The organism is Lysinibacillus alkalisoli (assembly GCF_014643595.1).
Lineage (GTDB): Bacteria > Bacillota > Bacilli > Bacillales_A > Planococcaceae > Metalysinibacillus > Metalysinibacillus alkalisoli.
The window spans coordinates 321,493-346,861 of record NZ_BMJT01000004.1 but is presented as its reverse complement, the minus strand read 5'-3'; the positions used below and the strand labels follow the sequence as shown (position 1 = coordinate 346,861).

The window sequence follows — 25,369 nt, the reverse complement described above, 5'->3', positions numbered from 1 at the left end:
CCGCGGACTTATTCGCCCTTTCGTTGATTAACGAAAGGTTTTTTTATTTTAGGAGGGATTTTAATGGATTATAAAATGACAACCATTGCTGGTGATGCAACAACACCTATTGCACTATATCAATCACTACAAGGACGCTTTAAAGCTTTATTTGAGAGCTCTGCCAAACATGAAGAAAGCGGACGCTATTCTTTTATTGCAGTAGACCCATTAATGGAATTAACAGGCAATCATCAAGTTACCGTCAAAAAACAGCGCAATGGTCAAACATCGCATCTGAATACAAATATTTTACAAGAAGTAAAAGCCTTAATACCAAAAGCAAACGCACCATTACCCTTTTCTTTTTTTGGCGGTGCGATCGGTTATATTGGTTATGAAATGATTTTTAATTATGAAAAGATTGGCGAACGTTTACCAAGTGCCTCTCACATACCTGATGTTCACTTATTTATTTATGACCAGTTTATTGTCTTTGATCATAAAAAAGAGACCATCACCTTTGTAGCAATAGCATTTGAAAATGAAGAAGAGACAATATTACAACAACGAGTTGATGCTTTAATTCATCAAGCAACACAAATGACTACCATACCATCACTCCATTCCACATCATTACAGTTTACACCAAGTATGGAGGCAAATCAGTTCAAAGCGCTCGTGCGTCAAGCCAAACAAGCCATACTAGATGGTGAAGTATTCCAAATTGTATTATCCCAAAAATTTACTGCACCATTTGAAGGGGATGCTTTCAGCTTATATCGCAAATTACGTACAGCCAATCCATCACCTTATATGTTTTATATTGACTTTGAGGACTATCAATTACTTGGTACATCTCCAGAGAGTCTTGTTAAGGTGACGGGTAGTATGATCACTACAAATCCAATTGCGGGCACACGTCCACGAGGAAAAAACACTGTAGAAGATCAACATCTAGCTCGAGAACTGTTACAAGACGAAAAAGAACTCGCTGAACATAAAATGTTGATTGACCTAAGCCGTAATGACCTCGGAAAAATTTCGAATATTGGCTCTATTACAATTAAGAAATATGCGAATATTGAAAAATATCAACATGTTATGCATATTGTTTCAGAAGTTACAGGCGAACTCCCTGATGACCTGCATGCATTAGATGCATTAATGGCTTGTTTACCTGCTGGTACTGTGACGGGGGCACCAAAAATTAGAGCGATGCAACTCATTAATGAATTAGAGTCAGAAGCACGCAATCATTATGCTGGCGCTGTAGGTTATATTTCTTTTTATGCGATGGATTTTGCATTAGCCATTCGTACTATGCTAGTCAAAGATCATATTGCGACTGTACAGGCTGGTGCTGGCATCGTCTATGACTCAGACCCGCAAAAAGAATATGAAGAAACGCTACACAAAGCGCGAGCGCTATTGGAGGTTATACAATGATTTTATTAATTGATCACTATGATTCTTTCACATTCAATCTCTATCAACAAATTAGTGAACTTGGTAAAACGGTAAAAGTGGTACGTTATGATGAAATTACTGTCGATGCTATTGAAGCTATGCAACCAGAGGCTATTGTTTTCTCTCCTGGTCCTGGTCACCCTAAAGATAAACAACAATCACTAACCATCATACGTGCCTTGTATCATCGTTACCCTATGCTTGGTATTTGCTTAGGTCATCAGTTAATTGCCTTAGCTTTTGGTGGCACGATTACACGTGCTACACAAATTAAACATGGTAAAACATCACTCATCACGCATCATAGTGAAGGACCGTTCTCAGCTTTTACTGCACCTATTGTAGCTATGCGTTATCATTCCTTAGTCGTTGACGAGACGCCTGCTCAATTTTCTTGTATTGCTACTGCTGTAGATGATGACACCATCATGGCTATTAGACATCAGCACTATCCTGTAGTTGGGCTGCAATTTCATCCCGAATCAATTGGTACTAAAGATGGCACTACTTTATTAGCACAGTTTTTCCGTTCCTATCATAATACAACCTCTATTCAACAACACTTACTTGCTTTAAGTGAAGGGAAAGACTTACCGACTCAAGCATTACAAACGATTATGGATGATATTTTAGAAGGCAATTTAACAGAAAGTGAAATCGCTGCTTTATTAATGGGCTTAAAAATGAAAGGCGAAACGGTAGAAGAAATTACCGCACTCGTTACATCTTTAACTAAACATGCAACACCTATTACAGTTAGTGACCAAGTCATTGATATTTGTGGCACAGGTGGAGATGGTGTCCAAAGTTTCAATGTAAGTACAACTACCGCTTTTGTTTTGGCTGGCGCTGGTGCTAAAGTTGTCAAAAATGGTAACCGTAGTGTTTCAAGCAAAACAGGTAGTGCAGATGTGTTAGAACATCTCGGTTTACCGTTAAATTTAACGGCTGATGAGACAACACAACTATTAGAGGATATTGGAATTGCATTCTTGTTTGCACCTCATATTCATCCTAAATTAAAACCGATTATGAAGGTACGCAGAGACCTTAAAGTACCTACTATCTTTAATCTTATTGGTCCTCTCACAAATCCCATTGCCCTACATTCGCAATTTATGGGCGTTTATCGTAGAGATATGCTAGAGAAGTTGGCACAAACCTTACATGCATTAGGAAGAGAAAGAGCTGTTGTCATTAACGGTGCAGGTTATGTTGATGAAGCTTCCCTTGCCGGTGATAATGTCTTAGCGATCCTTTGTGATGGTAAAGTACAAACAAAAATCATTAATGCTAAGGACTATGGTTTAGAAAACGCGCCTCTAGATGCCATTCGTGGTGGTGAAGCTTTAGAAAACGCTAAGATTTTACAAGGGATTTTACAAGGTGAACGTGGACCAAAACGAGATACAGTTATTTTCAACGCAGCCATTGCTATGTTTGCTTATGGCATGTGTTCCATTGAAGAAGGCATTGAACGAGCTAAGTCAAGTATTGATAGCGGAAATGCGCTAGCTAAATTGCAAGCTATGCAACAATTTGCTAAACAACGTTTGGAGGTTATATCATGACTATTTTACAGAAAATTATCGACCATAAAAGAAAAGAAGTACATGCATTACCTGATGTATTTCCAGCAAGAGAGACACCTATTATTCCCTTCTTACCAACATTACAACAAAATACCTTAGCTTTAATCACGGAAATCAAAAGAGCTTCTCCTTCAAAAGGCATCATTAATAAACATGTAAACCCTGTACAACAAGCGTTATCTTACGAAAATGCTGGTGCGAGCGCTATTTCTGTGTTAACGGACTTTACCTTTTTCAAGGGTACGATGGATGACTTACGCCAAGTAAAACAAGCCGTTACCATACCCGTTTTAAATAAAGACTTTATTATTCATAAAAAACAAATTGATTATGCTTATGCAAGTGGAGCTGACATCATTTTACTCATTGTAGCAGCACTTGATGACCCTACATTAAAACAACTGTATGAATATGCTAGCTCTCTACAATTACATATCATTGTAGAAGTTCATAATGCAAATGAATTACAACGGGCTGAAGCTATTCATGCACAAATCATCGGTATTAATCATCGCAACTTACATGATTTTTCAGTAGATATTACACGTAGTGAAACATTGCGAAGTAAAGCGAAGTCCGATGCATATTTTATTGCAGAAAGCGGAATTCAAAACAGAGAAGATGCCACATATCTTGCAAATGTAGGTGTAGATGGGCTACTTGTTGGCGAATCGTTAATGCAAGCAAACCGAACAGAAGATTTAGTCAAAAGTTTGAGGGTGACAAAATGCTAATTAAAATTTGTGGGATTCAAGATGTAGAGACAGCTCGTTTTGTACAACTTACTGGCGCTGATTTAATCGGTGTAGTCTTTGCTAAGAGCAAACGTCAAATTACAAAGGAAGTAGCACAAGACATTGCTAAAACGGTCAAGATCCCTGTGGTAGGTGTATTTGTCAATGAAAGCATAAAGACGATTAACCAATTAGTAAAGGATATTCCATTAGATTACGTACAGTTACATGGTGATGAAACAGAAGATTTTGCAAAAAAAATAACAGTGCCTGTTATTAAAGCCTTCAAAAAGGGGCATGAGAATCCACATTATGCATCTTGTTATCACCTCATTGATAATGAGGTAGCTGGTGCTGGCATTGCTTATGATTACCGCACTGTAACATTAAGTGATCGCACATTTTTAGCGGGAGGCTTAACTGTTGAGAATGTTACACAAGCTGTACAACTACAGCCCATTGGTATCGATGTCTCAAGCGGCGTTGAAACAAATGGCGTAAAAGATAAAATAAAAATCAAACAATTCATTGAGAAAGCAAGGAGTGTTACACATGTATAATATGCCAAATGAACAAGGCTATTTTGGCCCCTATGGTGGACGTTTCGTGCCTGAAACATTAATGCATGCCATCACAGAATTAACAAATGCTTATGAACAAATAAAAGAGGACCCACAATTCCAACAAGAATTGCATTACTATTTAAAACAATATGTAGGTCGGGAAAACCCACTATATTATGCCGAACAATTAACAAAATATATTGGCGGAGCTAAAATTTACTTAAAACGCGAAGACCTTAACCATACGGGCGCTCATAAAATTAACAATACAATCGGTCAAGCCTTACTGGCAAAGCGCATGGGGAAAAAACATATCGTAGCCGAAACGGGCGCTGGTCAACATGGTGTTGCCACAGCTACTGTCTGCGCATTATTGGATATGTCTTGCACTATTTTCATGGGGGCAGAAGACGTTGCACGCCAAGAATTGAATGTCTTTCGTATGGAATTATTAGGTGCAAAAGTTGTCAGCGTACAACAAGGCAGTCGCACATTGAAAGATGCGGTAAATGAGGCTTTACGTTACTGGGTTACAAATGTCGACAACACACATTACATTATGGGCTCAGTACTAGGACCGCACCCCTTCCCTGTAATGGTTCGGGATTTTCAAGCTGTCATTGGCAAGGAGACGAAAGCACAATTATTAGAACAAGAAGGTTGTCTACCTCATGCTGTTGTAGCATGTATTGGTGGTGGTAGTAATGCGATGGGAATGTTTTACCCTTTCATACATGATGATGTGGCGTTATACGGTGTGGAAGCTGCTGGTGAAGGATTACAAGCCAAACACGCAGCCGCAATTGCTGAAGGTAAAGTCGGGATTTTACATGGCAGTAAAATGTATCTTATGCAACAAGCTGGACAAATTACAGAGGCTCATTCCATTTCTGCTGGCTTAGACTACCCTGGCGTTGGGCCTGAGCATAGCCACCTACACGATATCGAGCGCGTAACATATACAAGTGTAACCGATGAAGAAGCGCTCACTGCTTTTCAATTACTTGCAAAAACAGAAGGTATTATTCCTGCATTAGAAAGTGCTCATGCCATTGCCTATGTTACACAATTAGCCAAAACAATGGACAAAGATAACATTATTGCAGTGTGTTTATCTGGTCGTGGAGATAAAGATGTACATACTGTAAAACAATTATTACGAGGTGATCAACATGAGTAAAGGTATTGCGCCCTATATTATGGCTGGTGACGGTGGGATACAAACATTACTCCCTACTATTGAATTTTTACAAAAAAATGGGGCAACAATGATTGAGGTTGGTATCCCGTTTTCTGACCCCGTTGCAGATGGTCCTGTTATTCAAGAAGCAGGATTACGTGCACTACAAGCCAATGTGACATTGCAAGATGTCTTACAAGAGATTACTTTACACAAAGCACGCATTCATATCCCACTTGTTATTATGTGCTATGCTAATCCTATTTATGCTTTTGGTATTGAGTCGTTTGCCAAAGCATGTGATGAAGCGAATATTAAAGGGGTTATTATTCCAGATGTGCCTCTTGAAGAAGAATTGGCATTTAGCTCACCCTTAAAGGCATACCAAATTCCATTTATTCGCTTTATTACTTTAACAAGCCCGAAAGAGCGTATTGCTACAATTATAGAAAATGCAGAAGGCTTTATTTATGCTGTAACAGTAAAAGGGACTACTGGAGAACGTGCATCATATGATCAGACTATTTTCGAATTATTGAAAGAGGTCAAAGCAATAAGCCATATTCCTGTATATGCAGGTTTTGGTATTCATACGAAAGAACAAATCACACAATTTCACGAAGTTTGTGATGGCGTTATTATTGGTAGTAAAATTGTACAAGCCTTACATCACAAAGATTATGAGAGTATTACCAAATTACTCGCGCCATAACTAACGACCAGTCTACATCAAACCAATAAACTATCATTGTTGCTAGTGCAATAGAAGGGCCAAATGGAAAGACCGTTTGCTGCCCTTTTTTGCTATATTTGATTAAGCTACCTGTTAATAAGCCAATAAGAGCAGCTAACATAATAATGACTAATACTTGCATACTTCCCACGACATAGCCAATAACAAAAAATAATTTAATATCACCGCTACCTAAACCATCTTTTGAAATGCTTTGTACAATATATAAAATAGTGAAGGCTAGTGTTGCACCTAGCACACTCATTTGCCAATCTTGTGGGCTAATGCCTATAAATATAATAAGAAAGAATAATAAAACTTGATTCGGTATGATCATATATATGAGGTCTGATACGGTGATAATAGCAAATAATATACTTAATAAACAGCCTATGTAAAAGTCTATCGTTAAGCCATATTGACTATAGCAAAACATAAAGCTAACGCCTGTGAGTACTTCTATTAGAGGGTATAAAAAAGTAATCTTTTTTTCACAAAATCGGCATTTCCCCTGTAATCTAATATAGGAAATAACAGGAATTAAATCTTGATAGTTTAATGGCGTATGGCAAGAAGGACATGTGGAAGCTGGCCATATTATAGACTGATGCTTAGGTAGGCGTAGCCCAACAACATTGCAAAATGAGCCAAAAACCATACCTACAATAAAACAACTTAACATATTTTTCATTCCTTTAGCGTAGCATAGGGGTGTCTCAATAAGACACCCTCGATTTATGTGCCACAGTATGTGGTATAAGAACGGGATTTTTCTGATGAAGGGATAACATATTCACATTGTTCTTTCGTATAAGCATAGGGGTTTTGGAGGAGCTGTTGTAAGTTATGAAAAGCGGTTGTATCATTTGCTAATGTCCAGTTAATGATGGCTTGCTCGACTAAATGATTGCGTGGAATCATAGCAGGATTGACTTTTCTCATCATAGTTTGGCTCTCTGTTGTAAGTTGCATTATCCAGTTGTCATACCACGCTGTCATAGCAGTTGTTGTGCAGATTGTATGGTCTTGTAACGTTAATGCACGAAACGTTTCTGTAAAATCTCTTTGCTCCTTTTCCATAATGGTTAGGAGCGTTTCAATGAAAGAACGCTCTGCTTTAGGCAAGCCTATTTTTTCCCTCATCAATTGTAACCACACTTCTTCGTAGTATTCACCATAGCGATTAATTTCTTGTTGGGCGATTTCTAAAGCTTGTGCTTCATTTGAATGAAATAAAGGATAGAGCGCTTCAACAAAACGGGCTAAATTCCAACCTGCTATTTTGGGTTGATTTTCATAGCGATAGCGCCCTGCTGAATCGATAGAGCTAAACACTGTACCTCCGTAATACGTATCCATAAAAGCACATGGCCCATAGTCAATCGTTTCACCGCTTATCGTCATATTATCTGTATTCATCACGCCATGAACAAAGCCTACACTCATCCATTGTGCAACTAATGTTGCCTGTTTGAGCATCACAGCTCTAAAAAAAGCGATATACTTTTGAGGTTGCTGTTGAAGCTCAGGGAAATGGCGTTCAATCGCATAATCTGCCAATTGGCGTAAGTCATCTAGTGTGCCATAATACCTTGCATATTGAAAAGTACCAACGCGCAGATGACTACTCGCCACACGTATAATAGCAGCGCCTCTCTCCTCTGTTGCTCGCTGTACAATTTGGTGTGTGTCTAATAACGCTAGACTGCGCGTTGTAGGGATTTGTAGCGCATGCATTGCCTCGCTAATCACGTATTCGCGCAACATAGGACCTAAGCTGGCTTGCCCATCTCCCCCTCTTGAGTACTTTGTACGCCCACTACCTTTAATTTGTAAATCATAACCAGCAACCTCACCTAGTAAAACCGCTCGGCCATCGCCTAACATAGTTAAATGGCCAAACTGATGCCCCATATACGCTTGTGCTATGGATGATGTTTTGGTATGAAAAAAGTCATATTCCCTAGGTATTTCTAACGTTTGTGCTAATGATTCATTCCATAATAAAGTAGTCGCTTTAACATCTTGTGGCTTGGTTTCTTGATAAAATAAATTAGGTAATGTCGTATAACTTGTGTTTTTCATTCTCTCACCTCACTACATGAAGTATAACAAATTTCTTTACATAGCGAAAAAGCCGCAGTATATGAAATATGAAATACTACGGCTTTTACATCATCTATTTTGCTATTATCAAAGGTGTTTTATCGTATCTATTTTATTTTAATACATTTTTAAATATTGGTCGCGTTCCCATTGATGTACGGTTGTACGATACATATCAAACTCAATTTCTTTTGCTTCTTTAAAATTGGTATAAATATGGTTACCTAACGCTTCTTGTGCAATCTTGTCTTGCGATAATAATAATAAAGCATCGTCTAAATTAGCAGGCAAACTTGTGATACCATTATCTTCACGTTCTTGTTCTGTCATTACATAAATATTGCGGTCTACTGCTGGTGGTGGTGTTAAGGCATTCTTCACCCCATCTAAACCTGCTTCTAAAATTACAGCCATGGCTAAATAAGGATTGGCTGACGGGTCAACAGAGCGTACTTCAATTCGTGTAGATAAGCCACGTGAAGAAGGAATACGTACTAATGGTGAACGATTTTGACCAGACCATGCGACATAACAAGGTGCCTCATAACCTGGTACTAAGCGTTTATACGAGTTTACGGTTGGATTTGTCACAGCGGTAAAGCCACGCACATGTTTTAATACGCCTGCCATAAATTGCATAGCTGTTTCGGATAAACCATGCTTCTCACTTTCATCATAAAAAGCATTTTCTTTACCATTGAATAAGCTCACATTAAAATGCATGCCTGACCCTGCCTCACCAAATAATGGTTTTGGCATAAACGTTGCATGCAAACCATGTTTACGTGCAATCGTTTTAACGACTAATTTAAATGTTTGAATATTATCACATGCCGTAATAGCATCTGCATATTTAAAGTCAATTTCATGTTGGCCTGGTGCTACCTCATGGTGCGAAGCCTCAATCTCAAAGCCCATTTCTTCTAATTCAAGTACAATGTCACGACGGCAATTTTCGCCTAAGTCTGTAGGTGCTAAATCAAAATAACCCCCATGGTCGTTTACTTCTAATGTAGGTTCACCACGTTCGTCTAACTTGAATAAAAAGAACTCAGGCTCTGGTCCTAAATTGAAATCTGTAAATCCTAATTCCTCCATTTTCTTTAACACACGTTTTAAATTATTACGTGGGTCACCTGCAAATGGCTCACCCTTAGCGGTATATACATCACACACAAAGCGGGCTACTTTACCTTTAGCTGCTGTCCATGGAAAAACAACAAATGTATCTAAATCAGGATATAAATACATGTCTGACTCTTCAATACGCACAAAACCTTCAATTGATGAGCCATCAAACATCATTTTATTATCTAACGCTTTATCTAATTGGCTCACAGGAATCTCTACATTTTTAATGGTGCCTAAAATGTCTGTAAATTGTAGACGTATAAAATTGACATCCTTCTCTTCAATTAATTTTTTAATATCTTCTCGTGTATACTTTGCCATACACATCACGCTCCCTTTTAATAAAATCGAGATAAATCACCTTGACGAATAGACGTTGTTTTTAAACGTTGTGCACGTAAATGTTCTTCTCTCATCATTCGTCTTAACGCTTCGTTGTCTTGCTCTTCTTGCTTTTGTTGTGCTCGCATAGCAAATATTTTTCTTACACTCGCCATATTCATTTGATCATCTACTAAATCTTTAATATCAAATAAAATATCGACATCATTTAAAGAGAATTTGCGCTGATTACCTGCTGTACGAGCTGGTGTAATAAACCCTTGTTCTTCGTAATAACGAATTTGCCGGGCGGTTAAATCTGTTAATTGCATCACGACACTTATGGATAAGAGCGGCATTGATTTTCGAACTTCACTTCGCATAAATCAGTAACCCCTTCCTTAAACATGTTGTTATTTTATAGCCATTTTATCCCTTCGTCAAATGTATGTTAGGAAACCTCACATATCATTTTATCATTAACCAAAAAAAGCGTAACCTAAACATAAATTTATGTTAGATTACGCCACACATTATGCATTATTCATTTTTTGTACAGCACTGCAAATAGCTAATTTAACATGTTCATATGTTAAGCCACCTTGAATAAATGCAGTGAATGGCGGTCGAATTGGCCCATCTGCTGTTAACTCAATTGAAGAGCCTTGTATAAACGTACCAGCTGCCATAATGACATCATCCTCATACCCAGGCATATAAGCTGGTACGGGCGCATAATGTGCATTAACTGGTGAATTCACTTGCACCTCTTGACAAAAGGCAATCATTTGTTCAGCTGTTTGGAAAGACACAGATTGAATCAAATCTGTACGTTTAGCTGTATAATGTGGCGTTGTGGTCATTCCTACTTCTTCTAACATAGCCGCTGTAAATACGGCTCCTTTTAGTGCTTGTGCTACAACGTGTGGTGCTAAAAAGAACCCTTGATAAAAATCACTTAATGTATTTAAACTTGCACCCGCTTCTGCGCCTAAACCTGGTGCTGTCATACGATGTGCACAGCGTTCTACCAAATCTGCACGCCCCGCAACATAACCGCCAATCTTAGCTAAACCACCGCCGGGATTTTTGATTAATGAGCCTGCCATCAAGTCAGCACCTACTTCAGTAGGCTCTAACTGTTCAACAAACTCACCATAACAATTATCCACAAAAATAAGGGCATGTGGTGCAATCTCTTTGATTTTGACACACATCTCAGCAATTTCCGCTACGCTAAAGGATGGGCGTAATGCGTAACCTTTTGAGCGCTGAATAGCAATTACTTTTGTTTGTTTGGAAACCGCAGTCGCTACCGCTTGCCAATCAATCATTTGTTGCGTAGTTAAATCAATATGTTGATAGGCGATATTAAAATCTTTTAAGGAACCAATATCTTTGCCACCACCATCTACAATAGATTGCAATGAGTCATATGGCTTTCCTGTAATATACATTAATTCATCACCTGGACGTAATACCCCAAATAATGCGGTGGAGATGGCATGTGTCCCTGAAATAATTTGTTGTCGCACAATACACGCCTCTGCACCAAATACCGTGGCATAAACACGCTCTAAATTATCGCGCCCCTCATCATCATAACCATAACCGTTGGATGGGTTAAAATGATAATCGCTCACTTGATGCTTACGAAAAGCAGCTAATACTTTTTGCTGGTTGAAAAATGCGATATTATCAATGAATTGATGCTGTTCTTCAATTTTCCCTTCTATTTTTTGTGCTAATTGTAGCGTTTCTTCTGTTAGTGTGGATTGAAACATGTTAAAACTCCTTTATTTATAATCTTTACTATCGTATCATGCCAATTTTGAAACAGCTACTAGCTTTTCAAGAGAACTCGCATAGCAACTTGGAAAATAAAAGAGAACTTCTCTTCCTTAATTGCCTTGCTGCAAATGAGTAAAGTTTAAAGCACACCTTCATCATAAATAATTACAAAGCAAAAAAGCACTAAAGGAAAATAGCACATTTCCCTTTAGCACTTTTTATTTCAACCTTTTAAGGTGAGTGATTTATTCTTCTTCACCGTAAGCAATTGGCTTGCTCGGTAAAAATGTTGAGATGGCATGTTTATAAATTAAATGTTGTGCGCCTTCAGCATCTTGCAATAAAACAGTAAAGTTATCATAAGATTTAATCGTCCCTTTAAGTTGAAAACCATTTAATAAAAATACAGTAACAAATATATTATTTTTACGTAATTGATTCAGTGCTGTTTCTTGTAAATTAATTGCTTTCATGTCTCTTGCCCCCTGCATCATTTATAATACCTATACCACTTCAACCTTATAAACAAACCCCTTTTACGTTTGTGCTAATGGATTGATAAACTGAATGTCCATTTTATTACGGAAATAGGTCAGTTGTCGTTTAGCGTAACGACGCGAGTTTTGTTTTAAAGCATCTAGTGCTTCATCTAATGTACATTGGCCATCTAAATAAGCATAAATCTCTTTATAGCCAATAGCTTGAATCGCTTGCACATCTCGAATGCCTTGGTTGTATAAGCCTTCTACTTCTTGTAGTAGCCCTTGTGCCATCATTGCATCTACTCGTTGATTAATTCGTTCATATAATTTTTCTCTTGGGAGATCAAGCCCTATAATAGCGTGATTGTATAGTGGTTGATTCCCTTGCTGTTTATCTGTTGTTGACTTTTTCTCACCTGTTAAGGCCATCTCTAAAGCTCGCACGACTCGTCTTGTGTTGTTTGGATGAATTTGTTGTGCGGTTTGTGCATCTAACACTTCTAGTTTTTGATGCATATGAAGAGGGCCATTTGCTTCTAACTCTTCATACAACGTAAGTCGCAATGCCTCGTCAATTTTTGCTTCTGTAAAGCGAAAATCATAAAGTGCTGCTTGTACATATAAACCTGTGCCACCAACAATAATAGGCATGCGCCCCCGCTGTTGTATGTCAGCAATCTTCTCTCGTGCTAAGCATTGAAAATCTGCCACCGAAAAATCTGCTGTTGGGGCTAAAAAACTCAATAAATGATGGGGTACTCCAGCCATTTCCTCTTTTGTTACCTTAGCAGTGCCAATATCTAACCCTTGATACACTTGCATAGAGTCTCCGTTGATAATTTCGCCATTTAGTTGCTTGGCTAACTGGATGCTGAGTGCTGTTTTACCTGAGGCTGTTGGCCCTACAATGGCTATCACTTCTTTATCTTGTAACTGTAATTCATTCATAACGTTGTAGCCAGCGTAACATAATACGATACGTTGACATTCGATTCTCCTCGTTCATAATTTCATGTCGCATGCCTTCTACTAAGTGTACACAAACCGTTTCTACACCTGCATCTGCCATTTGCTGTCCCACTTTCATTACGCCTTTGCCATTTTCACCTACAGCGTCTTCACTACCGCTGATTAATAATACAGGTAATGTCACAGGGATTTTCATCATTTCTCTCGGCTGGCTGATGGTTAAAATGCCTTCTGTCAAATCTGCGTAAAATTGATTCGTTGCAATGAAGCCGCATTGGGCATCTGCAATATAGGCATCTACAGCCTTTTCATTACAACAAATCCAATCATATTCTGTACGCGGATTCTTGATCTTTTTATTAAAGCCACCAAAGCTTAACTCATTTAACAATGGGCTAGGTTCAGCCTTTCCTTGTTGTTTAGCTAATGCTTTTGCTACTATTGTGCCTACTTGGTGCAAGGGGCTCATAGCACCAGTACCAACTAAAATAACATTGGCTACCTCATATTGCTGGATATAACGCCTTGCAATAAATGACCCCATACTATGTCCAATCAATTGTAAAGGTGGTAATTCTTTATTTTTTCGTACAGCTTCAATTACTTCATGAGCATCAATTACTACTCGGTGAAATCCTGCTTCTTCCGCAAAGTAACCATATGTCCCATTACGCTCTGCTGTTTCACCGTGCCCACGATGGTCATGCAAGGTCACGTAATATCCTGCTTCTTGTAAAAACTGTGCAAATTCATCGTAACGTGCACTATGCTCTGCCATGCCATGCAAAATATGCACATGACCTTTTATTATCGTTGGTTCATATTCACGCACAAAAACTTCATGACCATCACTCATACGTACAAACATGTACAACTCTCCCTTACTGTGGATGTTTGGCTGCATCAATTGCAGCATCTAATTGCGCTGTATATTGAGCAAGCTCATCTGGACGATATTTTATCATTTTGTTCATTACACCGATGACAGCTTTTTTATAACGTTCTACCTTATTGATAGCAAAGTAGAGCATGCCTGTGCGGCGAATAAAGAAGTCTGCTGGTGTGTATACCATCTCATGATTAATCGCATAAAGCAATTTTGCTTGTAAACACTTAGGTAATTCACTTTCTTCATGGCGTAATGCTCGTAAGTACATAAAGACATCATCTACATTCGTGCCATACGTAGAGACAATATTTTTCGCACGCTCATAAGAAATCCCTAAAGCCTCGCCTTCTTTTGCTTTATTTTCTACATATTGCATAAAGTTTTTAGAGTTTAACCCGTTAGCACCTGACAACGTTAAATGTTTAGTAACACATTGTTGCGCATGTTTAAACTTATGCAACTTCACTACGCGGTCTACAATATCTTCTGCCATTTGACGATAGCCTGTTAACTTGCCTCCTGCAATCGTCATAAGGCCATTTTTAGATAGCCATATTTCATCTTTACGTGAAATCTCTGAAGGGTCTTTACCCTTCTCATAAATAAGTGGTCTCACACCTGCCCACGTAGATTCCACGTCTTTTGCTGTCACTTGAACATCGGGGAACATATCATGAATTGTGTGTAATAAGTACGTTACATCCTCAGCCGTCGCTACGGGGTTTTTAGGGTCTTTATCATAAAAGGTATCAGTTGTCCCTACATATGCTTTCCCATCTCTCGGTATCGCAAAGACCATACGACCATCTGGCGTGTCAAAATACACTGCTTGATGCAGTGGGAAAACGGCTTGGTCAATAACAATATGCACACCTTTTGTTAAACGCAATTGCTTATTATTATCCACCACATCTTTATTACGTACCGCATCTACCCAAGGCCCTGTAGCATTAATGACTTGTGTTGCTGTAATATCGAAGGTGTCTCCATGCAACATATCTTGAATTTGTGCACCTGTCACTTTATTTTTTTTATCATACATAAACTCTGTAGCCTTAGCATAATTTAAACAAAGCGCTTGGTATTCTACCGCCTTTTTTAATACCTCAATCGTCAGCCGTGCATCATCTGTACGATATTCCACATAATAACCACCACCGCGAATATCTTTTTCCTTTAATAAGGGTTCTAACGCTAGTGTCTGTTTTTTAGTTAACATCGTGCGTCTTTCCTCTTTTTTCACACCTGCTAAACGATCATAAACTTTTAAGGCTACAGACGTTGCAAGGGGGCCATACGTACCTTTTTTATAAAGGGGCAACAACATATGTTCAGGTGTTGTAATATGAACACCATTCTCATAAACGATTTCACGCTCTCGACCAACTTCAGCCACTACATTTACTTCTAAGTTTTTCAAGTAACGTAATCCACCATGGACAAGCTTAGTTGAACGACTCGAAGTACCTTCAGAAAAATCCTGCATCTCCACAAGGGCAACGGATAATCCGCGCGAGGCAGCATCTAAGGCAATACCTGCACCTGTAATACCGCCACCAATAACTAAGACATCAAAGTGGTAATTACTCATTAATTGTTTAATTTTTGGACGTTGCTCATATGAAAACATCTGTTTTCCTCCTTTTATTATGCTTATTTTTACGTTAGCTTCTTCTCACTTTATTACCCTCACAACCGCTACATCACACGTTTAAACATTTTTTCTATCTCATAAGTTGTGAAATGAATTAACACTGGTCTGCCATGGGGGCATGTAAAGGGATGTTTGGCTTGACGTAAATCAGCGAGAAGTTGTTCCATTTGGGCTCTTGTTAAATAATGATTGGCTTTGATTGAACGCTTGCAGCTCATCATAATAGCGGCTTCCTCACGTAACTTTTTAATATCCGTTTGCTTTTTCGTTAATACTTGTTCAATTAGCCCTTCAATAATAGTTTGTTCCTCCCCTGTAGGGAACCATGTCGGATGCTCTCTCACAACAAAGGTACCTTGCCCAAAAGGCTCTAAATATACCCCCACTTGTTGTAGCACTTCTTGATGAGCTTCTATTAAAATGGCCTCATCACTTGTGTAATGGAAGGTGAGGGGTAATAGTAAACTTTGGCGTTCATTAGGATTTACATCGCCCACCTTCTCTTTAAAAAACTCGTATTTAATGCGCTCTTGTGCCGCATGTTGGTCAATCAAATAAAAGCCATCTTCCATTTGCGCTACGATATAAGTTCCGTGAATTTGCCCAACAACCTCAAGCATAGGAAAGGCCTCATTTTCTACCACTTCTTGAGGTGATTCTTCTTGAATGATGGGTGCTGCTGGCTCATAAATCCATTCAGGCTCTTCTTTTGGCAGTTGTTGCACCGTTTCTTGCCATGTTGTATTAGCCGTTGTTTGTGGTTTCTTCCAGATATTTAGTTGCTCTGTAGGCAATTTAGGTGGCTTTTTCGGCTGTTCGATTTGTGGCACACGGCTTGCTTGATGAATGGTTGTGCGAATAGTATCTGTTATAAGTGACAATAATTCTTTTTCTTTACTCATCCTAATCTGATGTTTAGCAGGATGCACGTTAACATCCGTTAATTGTGGATCACTCTCAATGTAAACGACAACGATAGGGTGTCTATGAATTGGCAAATACGTATGATAGGCATCTGTCACTGCATTTTGCATCAAGAAACTCTTTACCCAGCGACCATTAACAAAAAACGACATATAGTTTTTCGAAGCTCTTGTAATCTCTGGTAATGCTGCAAAGCCATGTATCCTATAATCGTGACTCTCTCCTTCAAAAGGAACCATCTTTTTCGCATTTGCTACGCCATATACTGCCGCTAATACTTGAGCGATATTTCCTCTACCGTTCGTATATAATTGCTCTTGGTCATTGTGCACTAAACGAAATGCGATATCAGGATTACAAAGGGCAAGTCGATTCATTAAGTCCATAATATGCCCTAACTCTGTTTGTAATGTTTTCATATATTTTAAACGTGCTGGTGTATTATAAAATAATTGAGATACTGTAATAGCTGTCCCTTGTCGCAAGTCGGCTTTGTCGTGTTGTTTGATCTCGCCACCTTCAATGACTAGAGTAGTGCCTGTCTGTCCATCTGATGTTTTCATATGCACTTTAGCTACTGCTGCAATGGATGCCAGTGCTTCCCCTCTAAAGCCTAATGTGCGAATGCGGAACAAGTCATGTTCATGGTGAATTTTTGAGGTGGCATGACGAGCAAAGCACTGCATAGCATCGGAGTCATCCATTCCTGCCCCATCATCAATGACTTGAATAGATGTCAAACCAGCTTCTACTAAATAAACAGCAATGCTTTTACTCCCTGCATCAATAGCATTCTCTACAAGCTCTTTAACAACGGATGCAGGGCGCTCTACCACTTCACCTGCTGCAATACGGTTTGATAATAACTCATCCATTACTTGAATATTTCCCATTCCATCACCTTCTTACTTTTTCAATTGTTGCTGTAATTCGTATAATAAATTCATAGCTTCCATAGGCGTTGAAGTAATTAAATTTGCTTGTTGTAATTTCTTTATCACAGCAGCTTGTGCTGATTTTGCTTTTGGTTTCTCCGCCTCAAATAAAGTAAGTTGTGCTGCATCTTCTTGTATAGTCTGTACAGGCACTTGCCCATTATCTTTTTGTTCAAAGCTCTGCAATAAAGCGCTAGCGCGTGTAATGATTGCTTCAGGCAGCTGTGCTAACTCCGCTACATGAATCCCGTAAGACTTATCCGCTGCTCCTTTTTTCACCTTATGCAAAAAGACCACTTTGCCCTCTTGTTCAGTCGCTGTGACATGTACATTTTGCAAACGGGTTAACGCTTGTTCTAGCGCTGTTAACTCATGATAGTGGGTGGAAAATAACGTATTAGCACCAATTTCATTATGAATATACTCCATCATAGCTTGTGCTAAAGCCATACCATCATAAGTTGACGTACCACGACCAATCTCATCAAAGAGTAGTAAACTGTGTGCTGTTGCATTCACAATGGCATGTTGTGACTCTAACATTTCTACCATAAAGGTTGATTGACCTTGTGCTAAGTCATCAGCCGCTCCAATACGCGTAAAGATTTGGTCTGTAATAGGTAATCTCGCCTCGTCTGCTGGCACAAAACAGCCTATTTGCGCCATGATGGTAATGAGTGCTACTTGACGCATATATGTACTTTTACCTGACATATTTGGTCCTGTAATTAGCATCATATTTTCTTGTTCATCTAATAGGCAATCATTTGGTACATACATTTGTTTATTAAGCATCTTTTCTACAACAGGGTGACGCCCTTCTTTAATCGTCAATGCCGTTCCTTTATGGAAGGTAGGACGTACAAAGCGGTATTTTTCTGACACAATAGCAAAACTGATTAACACATCTAACTCACTAATGGTTGCCGCTAATTCCTGCAGGCGCGGGATGTATTGCTTCACTTGCTCACGCAATGCCACAAATAACTCATACTCTAATTTTAAGCTCTCTTCTTCCGCATGCAGAATTAACGCTTCTTTTTCTTTTAATTCATCTGTAATGTAGCGCTCACAATTCGTTAACGTTTGTTTTCGTTCGTAACGTGTTAAATCTGCTAAATGAATATTGGCCTTTGTAATCTCAATATAATAGCCAAATACACGATTATAACTAATCTTTAAATTTTTAATGCCTGTGCGTTCACGCTCTTGCTGTTCAAGTTGTGCCAACCAATCCTTACCGTTGCGAGAAGCATGGCGTAATTCGTCTAAACGCATATGATATTGGTCGCGAATAACATCGCCTTCTTTAATACTAATGGGTGGATGGTCTGTAATCGCGGCTGCTAGTAATTGCTCCACATCTTCACATAAATCGAGGGTGTCACCTAATTTTTGCATCATAGGTGTCCCTTCTTGTAATTGTTGTTGAATGAGTGGTACTTGGCGCAAAGACTCGCGAAGTTGCGCTAAATCCCTACCGCCAACGCTCCCCATCGCCACGCGACCAGCTAAGCGTTCTAAGTCATATACTTGCTTTAATAAGCTTTGTAACTCTGTGCGAATGAAAAATTGTTCAAGTAAATCATCAACCATTTGTAAACGTTCTTCGATTAATGTTTGTGTAGCTAAAGGTTGATGTAACCATTGTTTTAATTTGCGCGCTCCCATAGCAGTTGCTGTCTCATCTAGTAGCCACAATAATGTCCCTTTTTTATCTTTACCTCTCAAGGACTGAATCAACTCCAAATTCCGTTTTGATGAGGCGTCAATTGCTAAATAATGCGTAGGTTGTTCGTAACGAAAAGCTTGTAAGTGAGCTAGTGCTTGCATTTGTGTACGTTCGATATAACGCAATAGGCGTGTGCAACTTGCGTGTAACATAGGAGGTAACTCAAATGGCAGTAACTCACTATCAGGTTCAATGGAAATTACAATAGACACTTGCTCAGCTAATGGGGCAATGTCATGAGCTAGTGCTTCATTCACGACTAACTCTCGTATGCCATAGGTTTGCAATTGTAATAATAATGCTCTACCATCGCCTGTTACAGTAGAAGCAATCGCCTCACCTGTTGCCATATCTAAATAGCTGTATGCAAAACCATTGTCAATCTGTTCTGCTGATGCAATGAAATGATTACTCCTGCCATCAACTGTTTTACCTTCTGTTAACGTACCTGGTGTGATAAGTTGAACAACCTCACGTCTGACGACACCTTTTGCTTGTTTAGGATCTTCTGTTTGTTCACAAATTGCCACTTTATAACCTTTTTGTACGAGCGTTTCAATATAACCTTGTGCAGAGTGATGTGGTACACCACACATCGGAATGCGCTCTTTACTTCCACCATCTCGGCTAGTTAATGTAATTTCGAGTAATTGAGATGCGTGTAAAGCATCGTCGAAAAACAACTCATAAAAATCACCTAAACGGAAAAACACAAACGCATCTTTATAGGCTTCCTTTACGGTTAAATATTGTTGAATCATTGGTGTATATGTCATTTATCTCTCTCCTGTATCTTGTGCGTAGTATTAGTATAACAAACTCTTATTCATTACGTAAAAGCATGGCTGTTAAGAAATTCACCATAAAAAAAAGGCTGACCTATTGTCAACCTTTCATATGATTATTTATGAACAGCCACCTGCTGAATTTTCCACGTAAGAGCCTGTTTCACCCGTTAATTTATTGCCGCCTGTAGATACTACAATTTCATCTGTTACTTCATTTGCAATAGTATTACTTACCAGTTGTAATAATTCATTGACATCCATTTGTACAGCTTTAAATTGTTGCACTACTGGAATAGCATCAATTTCTTCTTCGATTTTTTCAATTTTACCTTCAATCATTTTCAAGCCACGTTCTTTGCCAAGATGTTGGAAATTAACAGCTTGTTTTTGTAACGCCTTTAAACTAGCAATCTTCTCACGCACAAATTGATTTTGATTAATTTGAGCTTCTGCTTCTTTATAAATCTCGACTTGCTCTGTATTTGCAATCATATGTGCAATTTCGCGTGCTTTTGCGATTAAGTCATCTTTTGTATATTTTTCTGTCATGATTGATCCATCCTTATTTTATAATTTCTACAAACTCACCGTTTAATGAGTATGATTTAGCTTCTGTAATTTTCACTTTAACAAACTCACCAATACATGTTGTAGGCCCTTCAAAGTTCACTAAACGATTTTTACGTGTGTACCCTGCCAACACATCTTCACGTCTTTTACTACTACCTTCAACTAATACTTCCACTTCTTGCCCTACCATCTTAGCTAATGATGCCTCGGAATGTTGACGCACTACCTCATTTAAGCGAGCAAGACGTTCCTTTTTCTCTTCCTCTGGTACATTATCTACCATTTTAGCGGCAGGTGTACCTTCACGCGGTGAGTAAATGTACGTAAATGCGGCATCAAAGCCAACTTCATGATACAGTGACAATGTTTCTTGGAATTGTTCTTCTGTTTCATTAGGATACCCTACAATAATATCTGTCGATAATGAAACATCTGGGATTGCGGTTTTAATTTTATCAACAAGCTGTAGGAAATGCTCTCTTGTATATTTACGTGCCATAATTTTTAAAATAGCATTAGAGCCTGATTGCACAGGTAAGTGAATATGTTCTACAAGATTGCCCTTTTGCGCCAAGACCTCAATGAGATGGTCATCAAAGTCACGTGGATGACTGGTTGTAAAGCGAATACGCGGAATATCAATTTTACGTAAATCATTCATTAAATCCCCTAAACGATAGGTTAAATCTTCAAAATCTTTACCATAAGCGTTTACGTTTTGCCCTAACAACATAATTTCTTTATAGCCATGTGCTGCTAAATCACGTACTTCGGCAATAATCTCCTCTGGTCTGCGACTGCGCTCTTTCCCTCTCGTGTAAGGCACAATACAATACGTACAAAACTTGTCGCAACCATACATAATATTAACCCATGCTTTCGTATCACCTAAGCGAGACTTTGGCAGATTTTCAATAACGTCGCCTTCTTTAGACCACACTTCTACTACCATTTCTTTTGAGAAGTAAGCCTCTTGTAAAATATGTGGCAAACGATGAATATTATGCGTACCAAAGACCATATCTACATGTTGATACTGCTTTAAAATACGTTTAACAACGGATTCTTCTTGTGACATACAGCCACAAACACCGATAAGTAAATCGGGATTTTTACGCTTATATTTTAATAAAAAGCCCAGTTCTCCAAATACTTTATTTTCAGCATTTTCGCGAATCGCACAAGTGTTTAATAACACTACATCTGCCTCTTCAATATTTTCTGTGCTTTCATAGCCTAAAGCCATGAAAATCCCTGCCATGACTTCGGTATCATGCTCATTCATTTGACAACCATAAGTACGAATGTAAAACTTACGCCCCACACCCATATTGGCAAATTGTTCATCAATCGAAAAATCTTTATGGTATTTTACGCTTTCTTTCCCACGTTTTTTAGCATCTTGTAAGGATGGTGCTGTAAACACTTTTTCAAAATATTTGCTATAATCCTTCTCTGATTTAGCTTTTGTTGCCGCTTGTTGAGAAGCTAAGCGTTGTTCTTCGTTCATTACGTAATGAAACCCCTTTCCAAAAGAAATGCGATATGCGAATTCTCATTGTTCCATTATAACGAATAGAAGGAATGAACGACAATAGTTCTGTCCGAATTCTCCTAACGACGAAATAAAAAGGTCACATACTCGTCACGATGATTCTCTTTTAATATCGTTAAAAAGGTAATGGCATGTTGAATAGACTGCCACCAGTCTAATTGATATTGAGCGGTATAATATTTAGGCGTTAAGTTAAATACATCCGTAAATACATCCCGTGGTGATAATTGACGCTCATCAAGTTGATGTAAAAAGGCTAAAAAAATGGTATGATTCTCTACTTGTAATATACCCTCCACGACTAAAGCATCAATTTCATCAGGATGATCGAAGTTGCAATACTGCTCAATATGTACTTGAAGTGCTGCTCTCTTTTTTTCTTCATCTTTACGTTCACGCCATTCTTGAAAAGAGATAATATCACCCATTCTAACCACCTCACTCCAACGCATTGTAGCATGAATAATAAAAAAAAGCTGTTCTCAAGTAGAGAACAGCTCGCCTTTACATAAACTCTTTTACAAGTTCATTAAATTTCGTCTCACCCATCATCAGCTCTTGACCAACTAGTGCTTGCTCATCGAAACGGTCTGCTTTACTTTGGTAACACGGTGTCTCTGTATCATGGTAAATGATACCCGTTACTAATCCATCGTGCTGCATCACTGTATTCATTGCTGCTTCTCGGTTTGTAGGGTCATACCCTTCTATATCTGAAAGCTTTGTTAAGTTCTCTTTAAACCAATCATAGGTGTTCACTTTATTATATGTGACACATGGGCTAAAGACATTAATGAAGGAGAACCCTTTATGCTGAATGCCTGCTTCAATAATCGCTGTTAGCTCTTTAATATCTGTAGAGAACCCTTGTGCTACAAATGTTGCACCTGTAGATAATGCTAATTCTAATGGTTTAACATCTGGCTCGATTGCTCCACCTGGCGTTGATTTTGTTACAAAGCCTGCTGCAGAACGAGGCGATGTTTGACCTTTTGTTAACCCATAAATTTGGTTATCCATAATAATATAGGTTAAATCTAAGTTGCGTCGCAAACCATGAATCGTGTGCCCCATACCAATAGCAAAGCCGTCTCCATCACCGCCTGAAGCAATAACATTCAAGTTGCGGTTTGCCATCTTTAAGCCTTGTGCGATTGGCAATGCACGACCGTGAATGCCGTGGAAACCATATGAATTAATATAGCCAGAAATACGTCCTGAACAGCCAATGCCTGAAATAACCGCTAGTTCATGTGGCTCAATACCTACATTCGCTGCCGCACGTTGAATCGCTGCTTGTACTGAAAAGTCACCACACCCTGGACACCAGTTAGGCTTTACATTGTTACGAAAATCCTTAAACGTTGCCATTAGTTAAGCATCTCCTTTACCTTATTGTGTAGTTCACCTGGTAAAAATGGTGTGCCATCTACCTTATTGATTGTTTGAATTTTACCATGACCGCCTGCGCTCATCTTAATAATGTTAGCTAGTTGTCCTGTATGGTTATTCTCTACTACAATGACTTTTTTCGCTTTTGCCATTTGCACTTGCATTTCTTCTGTTGGGAATGGGAAGATCAAGCGAATATGCGCATGATTGGCCTTAATTCCTTCCGTAGCTAAGCGCTCTTGCACCTCTTCAATCGCACCACGCGTAGAGTTAAAACCTACTAATAAAACATCCGCTTCTTCATGTGGTGATTTTGTATAAATCGGCATATCAAAACGTAGTGCATCTAATTTGCGGAAACGTTTATTCATTTGCATCTCGCGATTTGTTGGTGTTTCAGAAGGTTTACCTGTTTGGTCATGTTCCACACCTGTTACGTGGTGAATGCCATGTGGGATACCTGGTAACACACGTGGTGAAATACCATCTGTTGTATCTTCATAGCGCTTGAAATATTCTTTCTCCACTTCTGGCGCTTCTACTTCATTAACTAACTTACCGCGGCGAATTTCTACTTTACTATAGTCAAAAGGCTCTACCGTTTGCTTACCTAATGCCAATTGTAAATCTGTTAATAAAATCACTGGCAATTGTAATTCTTCTGCAATATTGAAGGCTTGAATTGTATCATAAAACGCTTCTTCTGCTGTGGACGGCGCAATAACGACTTTAGGGATTTCACCGTGTGTGCCGTAAATCATTGCCATTAAATCGGATTGCTCTTGTTTTGTAGGTAAACCTGTTGATGGGCCACCACGTTGTGTATCTACAATTACGAGTGGTTGTTCTGTCATACCTGATAAGCCAATTGCTTCCATCATTAAAGATAAACCAGGGCCAGCAGATGCTGTAAAAGCACGCACACCACCATAGTTAGAACCAATTGCCATCGTCGCTGCCGCAATCTCATCTTCTGTTTGAATTACAGCGCCACCAAACTCTGGTAATTTTTTAATTAAATACTCCATAATTTCAGAAGCTGGTGTAATCGGATAAGCTGCCATAAAGCGGACACCTGCTGTTAATGCACCTAATGCTACAGCATCATTACCAATCATAAACATACGTCGTTTACCATCCGCTTCAACTAACTTCCACTCACCTACACGGTCACCTAATAACTCATTCATTACTTCATGACCTTTTGCAATAGCTTCCATATTCTTCTCTACGACTACTTCACCTTTACGGCCAAATATTTCGTTAACAACACTTTGGAAAACGCTATCATCTAAATCTAATAAAGAAGCCGTTGCACCGATGGCTACCATGTTTTTCATTAATGATGTACCTAATTCTGTAGCAATTTCTGTAAAAGGAACAATGAATAATGGTGCTTCGCAATCTTCAGGCTGCTTTGGTTTGAACTTGGCATCAGCTAGAATAATACCTTGTGCTGATAATTCTTTATAATTAACATCAATTGTCTCTTGATCGAAAGCAACTAAAATATTTAAATCGTCTGTAATGGCACGCACTTGTGTTGCGCGTACTGTAATTTTATTATTTGTGTGGCCACCTTTAATACGTGATGAGAAGTGGCGATAGCCATATAGGAAATAACCTAAACGGTTCATTGCCATTGAGAAGATTTCACCTGTGCTCTCAATCCCCTCACCTTGCTGCCCACCGACTTTCCATGAAAGCTGATGTAACAATGTAAACAACTCCTTAGCTTTTGTCTTATACTTTACCTTCATCAGTTTAACATGAAGTAACTTATCTCACTATCGTTATTAACTGAAAATGGCGAATTTCAGACCTTTGACGGAATATGAAATGCCATAGCTTTTTCACGATTTTCTTGATGTTATGATAC

At 38.7% G+C, this 25,369-nt stretch carries 22 protein-coding genes and 1 other annotated feature (1 of these 23 cut by a window edge); of the genes, 6 read left to right on the top strand and 16 right to left on the bottom strand.

Features of this window, described 5'->3' with window-relative positions:
• Positions 1 to 23, top strand: a binding site (T-box leader); it begins 187 nt to the left of the window's first position.
• Between the two features lie 40 nt (positions 24 to 63).
• The 6 genes from trpE to trpA are packed head-to-tail and all read left to right on the top strand — an operon-like array spanning position 64 to position 6,230.
• On the top strand, positions 64 to 1,428 hold the full coding sequence (gene trpE, locus IEW44_RS08065; protein WP_188614535.1) for an anthranilate synthase component I: 1,365 nt from the start codon (positions 64 to 66) through the stop codon (positions 1,426 to 1,428).
• Complete coding sequence (gene trpD, locus IEW44_RS08060; protein WP_188614534.1) at positions 1,425 to 3,020, top strand: anthranilate phosphoribosyltransferase; 1,596 nt, start codon at positions 1,425 to 1,427, stop codon at positions 3,018 to 3,020. The genes trpE and trpD overlap by 4 nt, the downstream gene beginning before the upstream one ends.
• Positions 3,017 to 3,775, top strand: a complete 759-nt coding sequence (gene trpC, locus IEW44_RS08055) for an indole-3-glycerol phosphate synthase TrpC (protein WP_188614533.1) — start codon at positions 3,017 to 3,019, stop codon at positions 3,773 to 3,775. The genes trpD and trpC overlap by 4 nt, the downstream gene beginning before the upstream one ends.
• A complete protein-coding gene (locus IEW44_RS08050; protein ID WP_188614532.1) occupies positions 3,769 to 4,335 on the top strand; it encodes a phosphoribosylanthranilate isomerase in 567 nt (188 codons plus the stop codon). Before trpC ends, IEW44_RS08050 begins: the two co-directional genes overlap by 7 nt.
• Entirely contained in the window at positions 4,328 to 5,518 is a 1,191-nt protein-coding gene (gene trpB, locus IEW44_RS08045; RefSeq protein WP_188614531.1) for a tryptophan synthase subunit beta, read from the top strand. Before IEW44_RS08050 ends, trpB begins: the two co-directional genes overlap by 8 nt.
• Positions 5,511 to 6,230, top strand: coding sequence for a tryptophan synthase subunit alpha (gene trpA / locus IEW44_RS08040; protein ID WP_188614530.1), 720 nt, complete (start codon positions 5,511 to 5,513; stop codon positions 6,228 to 6,230). The genes trpB and trpA overlap by 8 nt, the downstream gene beginning before the upstream one ends.
• On the opposite strand, the gene IEW44_RS08035 is transcribed toward trpA, so the two are convergent.
• The 16 genes from IEW44_RS08035 to IEW44_RS07960 all read right to left on the bottom strand — a co-directional run bounded on the left by IEW44_RS08035 (position 6,208) and on the right by IEW44_RS07960 (position 25,208).
• Entirely contained in the window at positions 6,208 to 6,933 is a 726-nt protein-coding gene (locus IEW44_RS08035; protein ID WP_229704189.1) for a prepilin peptidase, read from the bottom strand. The genes trpA and IEW44_RS08035 overlap by 23 nt on opposite strands.
• A 53-nt stretch (positions 6,934 to 6,986) precedes the next feature.
• On the bottom strand, positions 6,987 to 8,336 hold the full coding sequence (locus IEW44_RS08030; RefSeq protein WP_188614528.1) for a protein adenylyltransferase SelO: 1,350 nt from the start codon (positions 8,334 to 8,336) through the stop codon (positions 6,987 to 6,989).
• A gap of 138 nt (positions 8,337 to 8,474) precedes the next feature.
• Positions 8,475 to 9,809: a type I glutamate--ammonia ligase gene (gene glnA / locus IEW44_RS08025; RefSeq protein ID WP_188614527.1), complete on the bottom strand. Its 1,335-nt coding sequence runs from the start codon at positions 9,807 to 9,809 to the stop codon at positions 8,475 to 8,477.
• A 17-nt stretch (positions 9,810 to 9,826) separates the two neighbouring features.
• Positions 9,827 to 10,192, bottom strand: coding sequence for a MerR family transcriptional regulator (locus IEW44_RS08020; protein ID WP_188614526.1), 366 nt, complete (start codon positions 10,190 to 10,192; stop codon positions 9,827 to 9,829).
• 150 nt (positions 10,193 to 10,342) lie between these two features.
• Positions 10,343 to 11,593 (bottom strand): methionine gamma-lyase family protein, encoded by a 1,251-nt coding sequence (locus tag IEW44_RS08015; protein ID WP_188614525.1) that lies wholly within the window; start codon positions 11,591 to 11,593, stop codon positions 10,343 to 10,345.
• Between the two features lie 252 nt (positions 11,594 to 11,845).
• Positions 11,846 to 12,073, bottom strand: a complete 228-nt coding sequence (hfq, locus tag IEW44_RS08010) for an RNA chaperone Hfq (RefSeq protein ID WP_188614524.1) — start codon at positions 12,071 to 12,073, stop codon at positions 11,846 to 11,848.
• A gap of 63 nt (positions 12,074 to 12,136) precedes the next feature.
• On the bottom strand, positions 12,137 to 13,030 hold the full coding sequence (gene miaA, locus IEW44_RS08005) for a tRNA (adenosine(37)-N6)-dimethylallyltransferase MiaA (RefSeq protein WP_188614523.1): 894 nt from the start codon (positions 13,028 to 13,030) through the stop codon (positions 12,137 to 12,139).
• Positions 13,023 to 13,919: an alpha/beta fold hydrolase gene (locus tag IEW44_RS08000; RefSeq protein WP_229704188.1), complete on the bottom strand. Its 897-nt coding sequence runs from the start codon at positions 13,917 to 13,919 to the stop codon at positions 13,023 to 13,025. The genes miaA and IEW44_RS08000 overlap by 8 nt, the downstream gene beginning before the upstream one ends.
• Before the next feature lie 13 nt (positions 13,920 to 13,932).
• The gene (locus IEW44_RS07995; protein ID WP_188614522.1) at positions 13,933 to 15,570 is read right to left on the bottom strand and encodes a glycerol-3-phosphate dehydrogenase/oxidase; all 1,638 of its coding nucleotides are present in this window, start codon (positions 15,568 to 15,570) and stop codon (positions 13,933 to 13,935) included.
• A gap of 68 nt (positions 15,571 to 15,638) precedes the next feature.
• Entirely contained in the window at positions 15,639 to 17,411 is a 1,773-nt protein-coding gene (gene mutL / locus IEW44_RS07990; protein ID WP_188614521.1) for a DNA mismatch repair endonuclease MutL, read from the bottom strand.
• Between the two features lie 12 nt (positions 17,412 to 17,423).
• Positions 17,424 to 19,961: a DNA mismatch repair protein MutS gene (mutS, locus tag IEW44_RS07985; protein ID WP_188614520.1), complete on the bottom strand. Its 2,538-nt coding sequence runs from the start codon at positions 19,959 to 19,961 to the stop codon at positions 17,424 to 17,426.
• A gap of 129 nt (positions 19,962 to 20,090) precedes the next feature.
• Positions 20,091 to 20,522, bottom strand: coding sequence for a YlbF/YmcA family competence regulator (locus IEW44_RS07980; RefSeq protein WP_188614519.1), 432 nt, complete (start codon positions 20,520 to 20,522; stop codon positions 20,091 to 20,093).
• Between the two features lie 13 nt (positions 20,523 to 20,535).
• On the bottom strand, positions 20,536 to 22,053 hold the full coding sequence (gene miaB, locus IEW44_RS07975) for a tRNA (N6-isopentenyl adenosine(37)-C2)-methylthiotransferase MiaB (protein ID WP_188614518.1): 1,518 nt from the start codon (positions 22,051 to 22,053) through the stop codon (positions 20,536 to 20,538).
• A 104-nt stretch (positions 22,054 to 22,157) separates the two neighbouring features.
• The gene (locus IEW44_RS07970) at positions 22,158 to 22,526 is read right to left on the bottom strand and encodes a 2-oxoglutarate ferredoxin oxidoreductase subunit beta (protein ID WP_188614517.1); all 369 of its coding nucleotides are present in this window, start codon (positions 22,524 to 22,526) and stop codon (positions 22,158 to 22,160) included.
• Positions 22,527 to 22,602: 76 nt separating this feature from the next.
• Positions 22,603 to 23,469 carry a 2-oxoacid:ferredoxin oxidoreductase subunit beta gene (locus tag IEW44_RS07965; protein WP_188614516.1) on the bottom strand — a complete coding sequence of 289 codons (867 nt, stop codon included), beginning with the start codon at positions 23,467 to 23,469 and terminating at the stop codon, positions 22,603 to 22,605.
• Positions 23,469 to 25,208 carry a 2-oxoacid:acceptor oxidoreductase subunit alpha gene (locus tag IEW44_RS07960; RefSeq protein ID WP_188614515.1) on the bottom strand — a complete coding sequence of 580 codons (1,740 nt, stop codon included), beginning with the start codon at positions 25,206 to 25,208 and terminating at the stop codon, positions 23,469 to 23,471. Before IEW44_RS07960 ends, IEW44_RS07965 begins: the two co-directional genes overlap by 1 nt.
• Positions 25,209 to 25,369 lie beyond the last annotated feature (161 nt).

What these genes read in the sequence shown, in the direction of transcription:
- trpE (WP_188614535.1), top strand. Translation starts at nt 64, where the DNA reads ATGGATTATAAAATGACAACCATTGCTGGTGATGCAACAACACCTATT.
- trpD (WP_188614534.1), top strand. Translation starts at nt 1,425, where the DNA reads ATGATTTTATTAATTGATCACTATGATTCTTTCACATTCAATCTCTAT.
- trpC (WP_188614533.1), top strand. Translation starts at nt 3,017, where the DNA reads ATGACTATTTTACAGAAAATTATCGACCATAAAAGAAAAGAAGTACAT.
- IEW44_RS08050 (WP_188614532.1), top strand. Translation starts at nt 3,769, where the DNA reads ATGCTAATTAAAATTTGTGGGATTCAAGATGTAGAGACAGCTCGTTTT.
- trpB (WP_188614531.1), top strand. Translation starts at nt 4,328, where the DNA reads ATGTATAATATGCCAAATGAACAAGGCTATTTTGGCCCCTATGGTGGA.
- trpA (WP_188614530.1), top strand. Translation starts at nt 5,511, where the DNA reads ATGAGTAAAGGTATTGCGCCCTATATTATGGCTGGTGACGGTGGGATA.
- IEW44_RS08035 (WP_229704189.1), bottom strand. Translation starts at nt 6,933, where the DNA reads ATGTTAAGTTGTTTTATTGTAGGTATGGTTTTTGGCTCATTTTGCAAT.
- IEW44_RS08030 (WP_188614528.1), bottom strand. Translation starts at nt 8,336, where the DNA reads ATGAAAAACACAAGTTATACGACATTACCTAATTTATTTTATCAAGAA.
- glnA (WP_188614527.1), bottom strand. Translation starts at nt 9,809, where the DNA reads ATGGCAAAGTATACACGAGAAGATATTAAAAAATTAATTGAAGAGAAG.
- IEW44_RS08020 (WP_188614526.1), bottom strand. Translation starts at nt 10,192, where the DNA reads ATGCGAAGTGAAGTTCGAAAATCAATGCCGCTCTTATCCATAAGTGTC.
- IEW44_RS08015 (WP_188614525.1), bottom strand. Translation starts at nt 11,593, where the DNA reads ATGTTTCAATCCACACTAACAGAAGAAACGCTACAATTAGCACAAAAA.
- hfq (WP_188614524.1), bottom strand. Translation starts at nt 12,073, where the DNA reads ATGAAAGCAATTAATTTACAAGAAACAGCACTGAATCAATTACGTAAA.
- miaA (WP_188614523.1), bottom strand. Translation starts at nt 13,030, where the DNA reads ATGAATGAATTACAGTTACAAGATAAAGAAGTGATAGCCATTGTAGGG.
- IEW44_RS08000 (WP_229704188.1), bottom strand. Translation starts at nt 13,919, where the DNA reads ATGTTTGTACGTATGAGTGATGGTCATGAAGTTTTTGTGCGTGAATAT.
- IEW44_RS07995 (WP_188614522.1), bottom strand. Translation starts at nt 15,570, where the DNA reads ATGTTTTCATATGAGCAACGTCCAAAAATTAAACAATTAATGAGTAAT.
- mutL (WP_188614521.1), bottom strand. Translation starts at nt 17,411, where the DNA reads ATGGGAAATATTCAAGTAATGGATGAGTTATTATCAAACCGTATTGCA.
- mutS (WP_188614520.1), bottom strand. Translation starts at nt 19,961, where the DNA reads ATGACATATACACCAATGATTCAACAATATTTAACCGTAAAGGAAGCC.
- IEW44_RS07980 (WP_188614519.1), bottom strand. Translation starts at nt 20,522, where the DNA reads ATGACAGAAAAATATACAAAAGATGACTTAATCGCAAAAGCACGCGAA.
- miaB (WP_188614518.1), bottom strand. Translation starts at nt 22,053, where the DNA reads ATGAACGAAGAACAACGCTTAGCTTCTCAACAAGCGGCAACAAAAGCT.
- IEW44_RS07970 (WP_188614517.1), bottom strand. Translation starts at nt 22,526, where the DNA reads ATGGGTGATATTATCTCTTTTCAAGAATGGCGTGAACGTAAAGATGAA.
- IEW44_RS07965 (WP_188614516.1), bottom strand. Translation starts at nt 23,469, where the DNA reads ATGGCAACGTTTAAGGATTTTCGTAACAATGTAAAGCCTAACTGGTGT.